The sequence below is a fragment of the Pseudomonas sp. IPO3778 genome (genome assembly GCF_013386825.1).
Lineage (GTDB): Bacteria > Pseudomonadota > Gammaproteobacteria > Pseudomonadales > Pseudomonadaceae > Aquipseudomonas.
Genome location: NZ_JACARC010000003.1, coordinates 1 through 12,975 on the forward strand (window position 1 = coordinate 1; position 12,975 = coordinate 12,975).

General features: G+C 62.7%; 12 protein-coding genes. 3 read left to right on the forward strand and 9 right to left on the reverse strand.

Going from position 1 to position 12,975, the window contains the following annotated elements; genetic code table 11:
• Positions 1–145: 145 nt before the first annotated feature.
• Positions 146–1,021 carry a LysR family transcriptional regulator gene (locus tag HX855_RS00545; RefSeq protein ID WP_177091222.1) on the reverse strand — a complete coding sequence of 292 codons (876 nt, stop codon included), beginning with the start codon at positions 1,019–1,021 and terminating at the stop codon, positions 146–148.
• 132 nt (positions 1,022–1,153) lie between these two features.
• Between HX855_RS00545 and ampC the strand changes: the two genes are divergently transcribed.
• Positions 1,154–2,305, forward strand: coding sequence for a class C beta-lactamase (gene ampC / locus HX855_RS00550; protein ID WP_177091224.1), 1,152 nt, complete (start codon positions 1,154–1,156; stop codon positions 2,303–2,305).
• Between the two features lie 163 nt (positions 2,306–2,468).
• Here the strand turns inward: ampC and dctM are convergent, their stop codons facing one another.
• From dctM to HX855_RS00590, 8 genes are all read right to left on the reverse strand, one after another.
• Positions 2,469–3,749 carry a C4-dicarboxylate TRAP transporter large permease protein DctM gene (gene dctM, locus HX855_RS00555; RefSeq protein ID WP_177091226.1) on the reverse strand — a complete coding sequence of 427 codons (1,281 nt, stop codon included), beginning with the start codon at positions 3,747–3,749 and terminating at the stop codon, positions 2,469–2,471.
• Positions 3,749–4,381, reverse strand: coding sequence for a TRAP transporter small permease (locus HX855_RS00560; RefSeq protein WP_177091228.1), 633 nt, complete (start codon positions 4,379–4,381; stop codon positions 3,749–3,751). Before HX855_RS00560 ends, dctM begins: the two co-directional genes overlap by 1 nt.
• Positions 4,382–4,556: 175 nt before the next feature.
• Positions 4,557–5,540: a TRAP transporter substrate-binding protein gene (locus tag HX855_RS00565; protein WP_177091230.1), complete on the reverse strand. Its 984-nt coding sequence runs from the start codon at positions 5,538–5,540 to the stop codon at positions 4,557–4,559.
• A gap of 252 nt (positions 5,541–5,792) precedes the next feature.
• The gene (locus HX855_RS00570) at positions 5,793–6,608 is read right to left on the reverse strand and encodes a CoA ester lyase (protein ID WP_177091232.1); all 816 of its coding nucleotides are present in this window, start codon (positions 6,606–6,608) and stop codon (positions 5,793–5,795) included.
• Between the two features lie 14 nt (positions 6,609–6,622).
• On the reverse strand, positions 6,623–7,819 hold the full coding sequence (locus HX855_RS00575) for a CaiB/BaiF CoA-transferase family protein (protein ID WP_177091234.1): 1,197 nt from the start codon (positions 7,817–7,819) through the stop codon (positions 6,623–6,625).
• A 9-nt stretch (positions 7,820–7,828) separates the two neighbouring features.
• Entirely contained in the window at positions 7,829–9,178 is a 1,350-nt protein-coding gene (locus HX855_RS00580; RefSeq protein WP_177091236.1) for an MmgE/PrpD family protein, read from the reverse strand.
• Positions 9,179–9,188: 10 nt separating this feature from the next.
• On the reverse strand, positions 9,189–10,352 hold the full coding sequence (locus HX855_RS00585) for an acyl-CoA dehydrogenase family protein (protein ID WP_177091238.1): 1,164 nt from the start codon (positions 10,350–10,352) through the stop codon (positions 9,189–9,191).
• A 31-nt stretch (positions 10,353–10,383) separates the two neighbouring features.
• Positions 10,384–11,202 (reverse strand): MaoC family dehydratase N-terminal domain-containing protein, encoded by an 819-nt coding sequence (locus tag HX855_RS00590; protein ID WP_177091239.1) that lies wholly within the window; start codon positions 11,200–11,202, stop codon positions 10,384–10,386.
• A 263-nt stretch (positions 11,203–11,465) separates the two neighbouring features.
• Here HX855_RS00590 and HX855_RS00595 point away from each other — a divergent pair, with 263 nt between their 5' ends.
• On the forward strand, positions 11,466–12,377 hold the full coding sequence (locus HX855_RS00595) for a LysR family transcriptional regulator (RefSeq protein ID WP_177091241.1): 912 nt from the start codon (positions 11,466–11,468) through the stop codon (positions 12,375–12,377).
• 34 nt (positions 12,378–12,411) lie between these two features.
• Positions 12,412–12,897, forward strand: coding sequence for a GFA family protein (locus HX855_RS00600; protein WP_177091243.1), 486 nt, complete (start codon positions 12,412–12,414; stop codon positions 12,895–12,897).
• The last annotated feature ends 78 nt before the right edge of the window (positions 12,898–12,975 follow it).

Genomic DNA, 12,975 nt, shown 5'->3' on the forward strand with positions numbered 1-12,975 from the left:
TTCCGTGAAGAACCTTTTTTTAGGGCCGCTTCGCAGCCCAACGGGGGACAAGCCCCCTCGCCACAGGCCCCCCCTCACCACAGGACAAGCCCACTCACCACAGGACAACCCACCTGACCACAGGGTTAACGCCGGTTCACAGGGCTTAGTTCGCGGCCACTTCGCGCAACCACGCCTTGAATGCCGCCATCGCCGGTGTCTCGGCCCGCGACTGCAAGCGCGTCAACCAATAGCTGCCGGTGGTAATACCCACCTCAAACGGCTGGCGAATCACGTCCGTCGCCAACTGCCGGCTGAACATCATCGCCGGCGCCAACGCCACACCCGCACCTTGCAGTGCGGCTTCCATCATTGCCAGGGACGAATCAAACACAATGCTGCGGGGCACCAGCGTGTCAGCCGGCAGCCCGGCGGCCTGGAACCACTGGGTCCATTCATCAGCACGGTAAGAACGCAGCAACGTGTGCTTCAACAAATCCTCCGGGGCCTGCAATTGGCGGGCAATCTGTGGCACGCACAGCACCGTCAGCGGCGCTTCCAGCAACTGGCACGCCTCGGTGCCGTGCCACGCGCCGGCGCCAAAGCGGATCGCGTAATCCAGACCTTCGGCCGCCACGTCGACGCGGTTGTTGTTGGTGGACAGCCGCAAGTCGATAAACGGGTAACGCGCCTGGAAATCCGCCAGCCGTGGCAGCAGCCAACCCACCGCAAAGGTGCCTACCGCGCCCACCGTCAACACTTCGCGGTAATGCCCGCCTTCAAACTGGCCTAAGGTTTGAGCAATCCGGTCGAAGGATTCCCGCAGCACCGGCAGCAGGGTTTCGCCTTCACTCGTGAGCATCAGCCCACGGGGCAAGCGTTTGAACAGCGTGACATTGAGCTGCGCTTCCAGGCTTTTCACCTGGTGACTGACCGCCGCCTGGGTGACGCACAGTTCAATCGCCGCCCGGGTAAAACTCAAATGCCGCGCGGAGGCCTCGAAGGCCCGTAGCGCATTGAGGGGCAAATGGGAACGGAGCATGGCCTGACCCTAAATTTTCTAATGGCTGTTGCGAGATATCATCGTTTGTCGAAGCCGTACAATCTGCCTAAATTTGCGGCGCCCGCGCAGGTATTGGTCATCAACACATCACCTTATGGAAGCCACATCATCATGTACGAACGTTCTTCAACAGCAGGAAAAGTAGCCATACTCGCCTTATTGCTCGGCGCAGGCAACTGCATGGCGGCCACAGACCTGCGCCCGGTCGTGGACGGTACCATCGAACCCCTGATGCAGCAGCAGGACATTGCCGGCGTGTCGGTCGCGGTGATCCAGAACGGCAAGGCGCAATACTTTAACTACGGCGTCGCAAACAAGGACGGCCAGCAGCCGGTCACCGAAAACACCCTGTTTGAGGTCGGCTCGGTGAGCAAAACCTTCACCGCCACCCTCGCCGGCTATGCCCTGGCCAACGGCAAGCTGAAACTCTCGGACCCGGCCAGCCAGTCCCTGCCAGCGCTGCGCGGCGACACATTTGACCACATCAGCCTGCTCAACCTCGGCACCTACACCGCCGGTGGCCTGCCGCTGCAATTCCCCGATGCGTCCGATAACGCCAGCAAGATGATCAGCTACTACCAGCACTGGAAACCGGATTTCGCCCCCGGCACCCAGCGCCTGTACTCCAACCCGAGCATCGGCCTGTTCGGCCATCTGGCGGCCCAAAGCCTGGGCCAACCGTTTGACCAACTGATGGAAAAAACCCTGCTGCCGAAACTTGGCCTCAAGCACACCTTTATCACCGTGCCCAAGTCACAGATGAACCTGTACGCCCAGGGTTACGACAAGGACGGCAAACCGGTGCGCGTCGGCCCTGGCGCCCTGGACGCCGAAGCCTACGGGATCAAGACCAGCACTTCGGACCTGATCCGGTACGTTGAAGTGAACATGCACCCGGCCAAGCTGGAAAAGCCGCTGCAACAGGCAATTGCCGCGACCCACACCGGCTATTACACGGTTGATGGCATGACCCAGGGCCTTGGCTGGGAGATGTACCCCTACCCGATCACGCTGGATGCCCTGACGGCCGGCAACTCGGCGCAAATGGCCTTCCAACCCCATAAGGTCAACTGGCTGACGCCACCACAGGCGCCCCACGCCGACACGCTGGTGAACAAGACTGGCGCCACCGGTGGCTTTGGCGCCTACGTGGCGTATGTGCCGAGCAAGGGTCTGGGGGTGGTGATCCTGGCGAACAAGAACTACCCGAACGCCGAACGGGTGAAAGCGGCCCATGCCATTTTGAGTGCGATGGATAAATAAAACCCTGCACGCATGATCGTTCCCACGCTCTGCGTGGGAATGCCGCCTCGGACGCTCTGCGTCCAAACGGCGATGCAAGGTTCAAGTCTTGCACCGTGGTGACGCGGAGCGTCACGGGATGCATTCCCACGCAGAGCGTGGGAACGATCGCATTCAGTGGGGTTTACATCCCCAGCCAATGCGGCAAGGCCAGCGAGATGAACGGCAGGTAGGTGACCATGATCAGGAACACCAGCAGGATCATCAACCACGGCAACGCCGCACGGATGGTCTGCCCCAGCGTCAGCCCGGTCACTGCCGAGGTCACAAACAGGTTCAACCCCACCGGTGGATGCACCAGGCCAATTTCCATGTTGACCACCATCACGATCCCCAGGTGAATCGGGTCGATCCCCAGTTTCATCGCGATCGGGAAGAAGATCGGCGCCAGGATCAGCACGATTGCCGACGGCTCCATAAAGCTGCCCGCCACCAGCAACACCACGTTGACCATGATCAAAAAGCCGATCGGCGTCAGGCCTTCGGAGATCACCCACGCGGTGATTTCCTGGGGGATCTGTTCAGTGGTCAGCACATGGGCAAAGAGCATGGCGTTGGCGATGATAAACATCAGCATGATCGCCAGGCGCCCGGACTCCAGCAGGACTTTGGGGCAGTCCTTGAGCTTCATGTCCTTGTACACAAACAGCGCGACAAACGCCGAATACACCGCCGCCACCGCCGCCGCTTCCGTCGGGGTGAACATGCCGCTGTAGATACCGCCGAGGATGATCACCAACAGCAGCAAGCCCCAGAACGCCCGACGGGCGCAGGTCAGCCACTCACGGAAGGTTGCCCGTGGCTGGGCCGGCAACTTCTTGATGCGCGCGACGATGTAGATCGCGACCATCAACATCAAGCCCAGCAGCAGGCCCGGAATCACCCCGGCCATAAACAGCTTGCCCACCGAGGTTTCAGTCGCCGCCGAGTACACCACCATCACAATCGAGGGCGGAATCAGGATGCCCAGGGTGCCGGCATTGCAAATGATCCCGGCACCGAACTCCTTCGGATAACCCGAGCGCACCATGCCCGCCACGGCAATCGAACCCACGGCGGCGACCGTCGCCGGCGATGAACCCGACAGCGCGGCAAACAGCATGCAGGCCAACACCGCCGCAATCGCCAGGCCGCCACGGATGTGGCCGACGCAGGCGTTGGCGAAGTCGATCAGCCGTTGCGCCACGCCGCCGGTGGTCATGAACGCACCCGACAACAGGAAGAACGGAATCGCCAGGAAGGTGTAGGCGTCCGAGGTTTCAAACAGCTTGATCGCGAGGGAACTCACCGAGTCCGGGCTGAACATCAGGATCGACACGGCGCCCGACAATCCCAGCGCAATGGCGATGGGCACGCCCAGGAACATAAAGACGAATAGGAGCAAAAACAGACACAGAACGGCCATCAGTGACGCTCCTCATGGCTGCCGGCCAACTTGCTGGCTTCACCGGCTTCGTCGGCCAGTCCCAGCCCGGTTTGTCGGTGGGTGAAGATGCGGTAGAAAATTTCCAGGTAACGGATAAACACCAGGCCAAACCCGATGGGCACGATCAGCACGATATCGCCGACCTCGACGCCGAACTGGTCGAGGTCTTCGGCGCCGATGTGGGCGGTCATCACCGCACTCACCCACTTGTAGCTCGCCACCACAAACAGCCCGGCATAGGCCAGGCAGCACAGACACGCGAGCATGCCCAGCAGGCGCTGGACGGGCCGCGGTGTCAGCTTGACCAGGGCGTCCACGCCGAGGTGGCCGGCGGTACGCACGCCGTAAGAGATACCGAAGAAAATCAGCCAGCCGAACATGGCCTTGGTCAGCGCCACGCTCCAGGTCATGTCCTGGGCCCAGCCCATGGTGTGGTCACCCAGGGCACCAAAAAAACCACTGCTCCACGCCCACTTGTCAGACAGGGCAAAGAACAGGGTGTAGATGTTGTTGAGCATGACGTAGACAAAAGTCACCAGGGTCATGGCGGCCAGCAGGAAAGCGATAACGCCTTCCTCCAGGTGCTCCCAGACGCGCCTTAGCGTTTGCATGGCAAAACCTCGCGAAACTGGACGGGGATATTCACGACAAGTCACTGACGAAACCGGATCAATGTGGGAGCTGGCTTGCCTGCGATGCGCGCGACTCGGTCTTTCAGGAACACCGAGGTGACGCCATCGCGGGCAAGCCCGCTCCCACAGGAGTCGGGTTGGTGTCAGCAATCGATTACTGGTTCGACGCGTCCGCCGCCTTGATCAGGTCGGCACCGATTTCACCCTCGAACATTTTCCATACCGGACGCATGGCTTCGCGCCACAGCTGGCGTTGCTCAGGCGTCAACTGGATGATTTCGCTGGTCTTGGCGTCGATGATCTTCTGCTTGGCCGACTGGTTCAGCGCTTCGGCCTGCTTGTTCACCTCGACGGTGACTTCAACCATGACCTGGTCCAGGGTGGTGCGCACGTCCGGCGGCAGGCCGTTCCAGAACTTGGCGTTGGTGATCACCATGTAGTCGATCAGGCCATGGTTGGACTCGGTGAAGTACTTCTGCACCTCGTTGACCTTCTGGCTTTCATAGTTCGACCAGGTGTTCTCGGTGCCGTTGACGGTACCGGTCTGCAAGCCCTGGTACACCTCGGCAAAGCTCATCTTGCGCGGGTTGGCGTGGATCGCCTTGAACTGCTCTTCCAGTACGCTGGAGGCCTGCACGCGGAACTTCAGGCCACGGGCATCCTTGGGTTCACGCAGGGCCTTGTTCGCCGACAACTGCTTGAGGCCGTTGTGCCAATAGGCCAGGCCGAGGATGTTTTTATCCTGCATCGAGGTCAGCAGCGCCTTGCCCTGGGCGGCCTGGAAGCGGTCGACCGCCGCCATGTCGTTGAACAGGAACGGCAGGTCGTAGATTTGGACTTGCTTGGTGTATTGCTCAAACTTGGCCAGGGACGGCGCCAGCATCTGTACGTCCCCCAGCAGCAACGCTTCCATTTCCTTGCCGTCGCCGAACAGCGAGGAGTTGGGGTACACCTCGACTTTTACCCGACCTGGCAGGCGTTCTTCAGCGAGTTTCTTGAACAGCAGCGCGCCCTGGCCTTTCGGGGTGTTGTCAGCGACGACGTGAGCGAACTTGATCACGATGGGGTCGGCCGCCTGGGTCAGGCCCGCGGCAAACAAGGTGGCGGCGCAGAACAGCGCCCGAGAAAGCTTGAGCATGGAAATCACCTTCTTATTGTTGTGTGATAGTGGCAAGGTGCCTGATGTTACGCGTATAGAGAATTTCGAATTTTAGATACCTGCGTTCGCCGTGGCCGAACGCCAATTTTACAAACAGCATAGATCACCTGTGGGAGCGGGCTTGTGTGGGAGCTGGCTTGCCTGCGATGCAGGCACCTCGGTGCTTCAGACAAACCGAGTTGATCCCATCGCGGGCGAGCCAGGCTCCCACACAAGCCCGCGCCCACAGGTTTACGGTTGCGCGGCCAGTAATCTTTGGGCCCGCAACAACACTGGTGCGTCGACCATTTGCCCATCCAGTTGATAGGCCCCTGCCCCGTGGGCACCGGCGTCCACCACCCGCTTGGCCCAGGCTAAATCCTCGGCACTCGGCGCCAATGCCTGATGAATCACCGCCACCTGTTTGGGGTGGATACACAGCGCACCGGCAAAGCCCATCTCATAGGCATGCCGAATCGAGCGGCGCAGGCCTTCGGGGTCGTCGATGGCCGGGTGCACCCCGTCCAGCGGCGCCACCAGCCCGGCCGCGCGGGAATGCACGATCAAGGCGAGACGGGCCTGGTCCAGGGCAAACTGGGCCGCCTGGGAACCGCTGCTGAGGTTCAAGTCCAGTGCCAAATCCAGGCCACCGAATGACAAACGCTCCACCGACGGCGCATGGGCGATTTGCGCCACCGCCAGCAAGCCCCGTGCACTCTCGATAATCGGCCAGATGGCTTTGCCCGTGGCGGCCACCACGGCCACCTGGGCCGCGCTTTCCACCTTGGGCAGCAACACCCCCGCGACGCCGACGTGGGCCTGACAGAACGCCACGTCGGCAAAGTGCTCGGGATGCTCCGGCGCGTTGATCCGCACCCACACCCGCGCCGCCGGCGTCGCGTGCAAGAACACCCCGAGGTTGGCCCGGGCCTGGCGCTTGAGCGGCTCTTCCACCGCGTCTTCAAAATCCACAATCACCGCATCGGCGCCACTGGCCAAGGCCTTGGCAAAGCGTTCCGGCCGGCTGCCGGGTACGAACAGCGCAGAGCGCACAAGAGAGGTTGGCATGGCTCAATTCCTTATCAGATAACGCCGCGTACGCGCAGGCTGTCGATGGCTTCAGCGGAGTAGCCCAACTGGTCCAGAATCCCCTGGCTGTGCTGCCCCAGCCCCGGCACCGCATCCATCCGCGGGGTAAACGCGGCATTGCGCGCCGGGGGCAGCAGCGACGGTAATTTGCCCGCCGGGCTGTCGACTTCACGCCAGCTGTCCCGGGCCTTGAGCTGCGGGTGGTCCCACACGCCTTGCATGTCGTTGACCCGGGCGCTGGCGATTTGCGCGTCTTCCAGGCGCTGAATCACGCCCTCGGCGCTCATCTGCGCAAAGCGGTCGACGATGATCTGGCGCAGCACATCGCGGTTTTCCGAACGCTTGAAGTTGGCCGAGAAACGTTCGTCGGTGGCCAGTTCGGGGGTGAGCAGCACCTTGTCGCAGAACGCCGCCCATTCGCGCTCATTCTGCAGCCCGAGCATCACCGTGCCGCCGTCGCCGGTGGGAAACGGCCCGTAGGGGTAGATCGTCGAATGCGCCGCACCCGCGCGTGGTGGCTGGGGTGCGCCGCCGAACGCGTAGTACATCGGGTAGCCCATCCACTCCACCAGGCTTTCCAGCATGCTCACGTCGATGCGACTGCCCAGCCCGGTCTTGCCCCGCAGCAGCAGCGCCGAGAGGATGCCGCTGTAGGCGTACATTCCGGCGGAGATGTCGGCGATGGAGCAGCCGGCCTTGGCCATCTGGTCTTCGCCCGGGCCACCGGTCACCGAGAGAAAGCCGCCTTCGCTCTGGATCAGCAGGTCGTAGGCTTTCTTTTTCTCGTAGGGCCCGCCCTCGCCGTAGCCGGAGATATCGCACACGATCAGTCGCGGGAAGCGCTCATGCAGCGCCTCGAACGAGAGGCCCATGCGCGCCGCGGCGCCCGGTGCAAGGTTCTGCACCAGCACGTCGGCGTCGGCCAGCAGGGTGTCCAGAATGTCGCCGGCCGCATCGTGCTTGAGGTCCAGGGTCAGGCTTTCCTTGGAGCGGTTGGTCCACACGAAATGCGAGGCCAGCCCGCGCACGCGCTCGTCGTAGCCACGGGCAAAGTCACCGGCGCCCGGGCGTTCGATCTTGATCACCCGCGCGCCAAGGTCGGCCAACTGGCGGGTGCAGAACGGCGCGGCAATCGCGTGTTCCAGGCTGACGACGGTGATGCCGTCCAGCGGTCGTTGATTAGCAGTCATGACGGTTCCTTAAAGCCAGTGAGCCAGGGACACGGCGTTGCGCAGGTCCCAGACTTTGTCGATCAGCCCGGCGGTTTGCGCGGGTGTGCGGGCGCCGCTGAATTGGGTCAGGCGCTGGAATTTGTCGGCCAGTTCTGCGCGGGTCAGGCTGTTGCCGGGGTCGCCCTTGGGTTCGTCGATGGCGCCGTGCAAGGTGCGGCCATCGGCCGTGGTCACGATCACCCGGCCCAGCCAGCGCTGGGGATAGGCGCCGTCGACTTCGGCGTCGAGGGTCATGCTGACCTTGTCGCGAAACGCCGCTACAGCCCCGTCGTTAAGCGCCAACTCGTGAAATTCGGTGAGCCCGGCCTTGCCATGCACGGCAATCAACCCCAGCACGGTGCCCATGGAAAACTTGGCCTGGTGCACGGTCTGCGGCAGCGTCACCCGGCCCAACACGTCGATGGCGCCCTGGTGAACCCGGGTTTCTACGTGGGTGATGTGCTCATGGGTGAGGCCTTCACGCTGCATCAGGTCCAGCAGCGCATCGGCGGCCGGGTGGGTGTGGCGGCACGAGGCGTGGAACTTGAACGAGGTTTCCAGCAGCGCCCAGCGGCTGCCGAGGCGATCCGACAGTTTGCTTGGGTCCGCGTCGGTGGACATGCCGGCGGCCATGCCCTGGTCGCCTTCCAGGATATTGCGCGCCCCCGTCAGCCCGTCCGCCGTCAAATAGGCGGCCAGCAAACCATCGGCCGCCGCCTTGGCGGTGTGCAATTGCTTGGAGTCGGCAGCATCCCGCAGGAACTCCCACAGCCCCGCCGCCTGAGTGCCGGCACTGCCCAGCAGATTGGTGAATTGCTCTTGGTTGAAGTCCAGCAACTTGCCCACAGCCACGGCTGCCGCGAGGGTGCCGACGGTGGCGGTGGTGTGGAAGATCCGGTAGTGGGAACGGCCCATGAATTCACCGATGCGAATCCCCGCCTCATAACCGGCCACCGAGGCCAGCAACAGTTCGCGGCCGGACTTGCCAAGGTCTTGTGCCGCCGCGAAGGCCGCCGGAAACACCACGGTCGCCGGGTGCAAGACCGAGCTGTTGTGCAGGTCATCCTGCTCCACCAGGTGCGACGATGCGCCGTTCACCAGCGCCGCAAAATAGGCACTGCTGCTGCCCCCGCTGACGATCACCTGCGCCGGGCCATCGCCCGGGCCCATCGTGCGTGCGTAGCGTTCGAACAGCGGGATTGGATGGGCGCCCTTGCTGGCCAGCGCCGAGGCGAGCCAGTCGAGGAACAGGTCTTCGGTGCGGGCGAGGACCTCGTCCGGCAATTGTTCGTACTTCACTTGCGCAAGGAACCGGCACAGCGCTTGGGTATGGCTCATGGTCGGCGCCTCAGAAGCTGCGTGGCAGTTCGAGCAGATGCTCGGCCACGTAGGACAGGATCAGGTTGGTGGAGATCGGCGCGACCTGGTACAGGCGGGTCTCGCGGAACTTGCGCTCCACATCGTATTCACAGGCAAACCCGAAGCCACCGTGGGTTTGCAGGCAGGCGTTGGCCGCCTCCCAGGACGCCTTGGCCGCCAGGTACTTGGCCATGTTCGCACTGGCCCCGGCGTTGGCGCCGCTGTCGTATTCCTCACAGGCACGCCAGCGCATCAGGTCGGCGGCTTCGATCTCGATATGCGCTTCGGCAATCGGGAACTGCACGCCCTGGTTCTGCCCGATGGGCCGGCCAAACACCACGCGGTCACGGGCATAGGCACTGGCTCTTTCGATAAACCAGCGACCGTCGCCAATGCACTCGGCGGCGATCAGGGTGCGTTCGGCATTCAGCCCGTCGAGGATGTAGCGGAAGCCCTTGCCCTCCTCGCCAATCAGGCTGTCCAGCGGCAACTCCAGGTTGTCGAAGAACAGCTCATTGGTCTCGTGATTGACCATATTGGCGATGGGCTGCACGGTCAGGCCGTTGCCGATGGCTTGGCGCAGGTCCACCAGGAAGATCGACATGCCTTCGGACTTTTTCTTCACCTCGGCCAGCGGCGTGGTGCGGGCCAGCAGGATCATCAGGTCGGAATGCTGCACCCGCGAGATCCACACCTTCTGGCCGTTGATCACGTACTTGTCGCCACGCTTGATGGCGGTGGTCTTGATCTTGGTGGTGTCGGTGCCGGTGGTGGGCTCGGTCACGGCCATCGACTGCAGGCGCAATTCGCCGCTGGCGAGCTTGGGCAGGTAGAAGCTTTTCTGCGCTTCGCTGCCGTGGCGCAGCAAGGTGAACATGTTGTACATCTGGCCATGGACGGTGCCGGAGTTGCCGCCGCAGCGGTTCACTTCTTCCAGAATCACCGAGGCTTCCGCCAGCCCCAGGCCAGAGCCGCCGTAGGCTTCCGGGATCATTGCCGACAGCCAGCCGGCATCGGTCAGGGCCTTGACGAAGGCTTCCGGGAAGCCTTTTTCTTCATCGACCTTGCGCCAGTAAGCCGCGTCGAATTCGGCGCACAGCGCGCGTACGCCTTCGCGGATGGCATTCAGTTCTTCGTTGTCATTCGGGTTCATTAACGGCTCTCCGCCTGTTGTTCTTGGAGGTTTATTCGAAATGCAGTTCGGCGCGCTGGGCCAGGCCGTCAGCGTTGCCCGCCCAGAGTTCAGCCACACCCGGCGCGGTGACGCGCCCGCCGACTTCAAAGGGTTGCGGAGCAATCAATGGGCGCACGCCGCGATAGGAGAAACGGCGCAACGTGGCCTCGGGATTTGCCCGGCAAAAGGCACGCAGGCTCAAGGTGGCGATCAGCGGCCCGTGCACCACCAGCCCCGAATACCCTTCGGTGCCGGTGACGTAGGGGTAGTCGTAGTGGATGCGGTGGCCGTTGAAGGTCACGGCGCTGTAGCGAAACAACAGGGTGGGCGTCGGGTCGACCGCGTCGCGCCAGTCGCCTTCGGGCAGCACATCACCACTGCCCGGCTTGGGGGGCGTGGGTTCGCGGTAGACGATGTCCTGCTCTTCGCGCAGGGCCAGGCGGCCGTCCTGGGAATAGTCATGGCGCACGGTGACGAACAGCAACGAACCGGTGCGGCCGGTTTTTTCTTCCACCTGGGTGATGGTCGACACCCGGGTGGCGGCCTCACCGGCCCGCAAGGCGTGGAAGAACTCGATACGCCCACCGGCCCACATGCGATTGCGGTTATCGGCCGGCGGCAGGAACCCGCCACGGGCTGGATGGCCGTCACCGCCCAGGGCGGATTCGGGCAACGGGTCCTGGAAAAAGCACCACTGCCACAACGGCGGAACTGCCTCGCCGTCCGCTGGTACCGCTTCGCCAAAGGTGGCGGCGATGCGTTTGAGCAGGTTGTGGCTCAAGTGATCGTGGGCTGTTTCGCTACGGCCGATCCAGTCTGTGGCGCTCATCAGGTGCATGTCCTCGGGCAGGGAATCTGAGCCGGATCATGCTGGGCCGTGGCCGTTCTGAGAATTTGCATTTCAATAAAGCAGCGTTCGGCTATGCTGAACGCCATCGCCCATAAAAAGATCTCAAGAACCCGGATGATCAATGTGGGAGCTGGCTTGCCTGCGATAGCGCCCTGTCAGTCAACACTGCTTTGGTTGGCCCACCGCTATCGCAGGCAAGCCAGCTCCCACATGGGTTCTTCGTCGCTGCCCCGGAGCCTTCCATGCACTTTGATCTGGCGGACTTACGCCTGTTTATCCATATCGCCGAATCCCCCAGCCTGACCCAGGGTGCCAAGCGCGCGTTCCTCTCACCGGCCGCCGCCAGCGCGCGGATCAAGGCCCTGGAAGGCCAACTCGACACCCGCCTGCTGTACCGCGACAGCCGTGGCGTGGAAATCACCCCGGCGGGCGAACGGCTGCTGCACCACGCGCGGTTGATCATGCGCCAGGTGGATTACCTGAAAAGCGAGTTCACCCAATACGGCATCGATTCGGCCGGGCACATCCGCATCTTCGCCAACACCACGGCGGTGACCGAATTTCTCCCGGAAGTGCTGGCCGGCTTCCTGTCCCAGCGCCCCGGCGTGACCGTGGACCTGCAGGAGCGGTTGTCCCGGGACATCGTGCGCGGCGTGCTCGACGGCACCAGCGACATGGGGATCATCGCCGGCCCTGTGGAAGCGTCGGGGTTGCAGGTGCTGCATTTCAGCACCGACCATCTGGTGCTGATGGTGCCGGTGGGGCATCCCCTGGCGGGGCTGCCTGCGGTAACGCTGGAGCAAACCTTGGCGTATCAGCATATCGGGCTGCACGACGGCAGCACGTTGCTGAGTTTTCTGCGTGAGCATGTGGAGCGGTTGGGCAAGCATTTGTCGCTGCGGATCCAGATGTCGAGTTTCGAGGCGATCTGCCGGATGGTCGAGGCCGGGGTCGGGATCGGCATCATTCCCGAGTCGGCGGCGGTGCGGCACAGCCGCACGATGCAACTGGTGACGGTCAAGCTGGATGAGGTTTGGGCGGTGCGCGAGCGCAGTATCCTGGTGCGGGAACTGGAAGCGTTGCCGGGGACCATTCGTGCGCTGATCGCGACCTTGATGCCGGAGATGGAACCGCCACGGCTGCCGGGCGCCTAAGCTAACGTTCACCTTTTGCGAAGGAGATTCGGTCATGCAGCTTGAAGGTTCCTGCCATTGTGGTGCGGTTACGTTCAGCCTTGAGAGTGCTTATCCGTATCCGTATCAGCGGTGTTATTGCTCGATTTGTCGCAAGACCCAGGGGGGTGGCGGGTATGCGATCAACCTTGGGGGCAATGCCAAGAGTTTGAAGGTTCGGGGGCGTAAGTTGATTTCGATTTATCACGCGCGGATGAAGGGGCCGGGGGATAGCCGGGCGCATGCGAGCACGGCTGAGCGGCATTTTTGTTCGCAGTGTGGGTCGGGGTTGTGGTTGTTCAGCCCGGAGTGGCCGGAGTTGATTCATCCGTTTGCTTCGGCGATTGATACGCCATTGCCGGTGCCGCCGGAGCATACGCATTTGATGCTGGGGTCGAGGGCGCCCTGGGTTGAGGTGAGTGTTCGGCCGGGGGATCTGCGGTTTGATGAGTATCCCGAGGAGTCGATTGCCCAATGGCATGGGCGGTTGGGGCTGGGTTGATTGGGGGCATATCCGTTGCTGGGGTAACGGCGGCTTTGATTGTGTACATATCCGTTACTGCGGTAACGGCCGCTATTG

Coding starts and splice junctions, on each gene's coding strand:
- dctM (WP_177091226.1), bottom strand. CDS start 3,749: ATGGCCGTTCTGTGTCTGTTTTTGCTCCTATTCGTCTTTATGTTCCTG.
- HX855_RS00545 (WP_177091222.1), bottom strand. CDS start 1,021: ATGCTCCGTTCCCATTTGCCCCTCAATGCGCTACGGGCCTTCGAGGCC.
- HX855_RS00570 (WP_177091232.1), bottom strand. CDS start 6,608: ATGCCAACCTCTCTTGTGCGCTCTGCGCTGTTCGTACCCGGCAGCCGG.
- HX855_RS00575 (WP_177091234.1), bottom strand. CDS start 7,819: ATGACTGCTAATCAACGACCGCTGGACGGCATCACCGTCGTCAGCCTG.
- HX855_RS00565 (WP_177091230.1), bottom strand. CDS start 5,540: ATGCTCAAGCTTTCTCGGGCGCTGTTCTGCGCCGCCACCTTGTTTGCC.
- HX855_RS00600 (WP_177091243.1), top strand. CDS start 12,412: ATGCAGCTTGAAGGTTCCTGCCATTGTGGTGCGGTTACGTTCAGCCTT.
- HX855_RS00560 (WP_177091228.1), bottom strand. CDS start 4,381: ATGCAAACGCTAAGGCGCGTCTGGGAGCACCTGGAGGAAGGCGTTATC.
- HX855_RS00590 (WP_177091239.1), bottom strand. CDS start 11,202: ATGAGCGCCACAGACTGGATCGGCCGTAGCGAAACAGCCCACGATCAC.
- HX855_RS00580 (WP_177091236.1), bottom strand. CDS start 9,178: ATGAGCCATACCCAAGCGCTGTGCCGGTTCCTTGCGCAAGTGAAGTAC.
- HX855_RS00595 (WP_177091241.1), top strand. CDS start 11,466: ATGCACTTTGATCTGGCGGACTTACGCCTGTTTATCCATATCGCCGAA.
- ampC (WP_177091224.1), top strand. CDS start 1,154: ATGTACGAACGTTCTTCAACAGCAGGAAAAGTAGCCATACTCGCCTTA.
- HX855_RS00585 (WP_177091238.1), bottom strand. CDS start 10,352: ATGAACCCGAATGACAACGAAGAACTGAATGCCATCCGCGAAGGCGTA.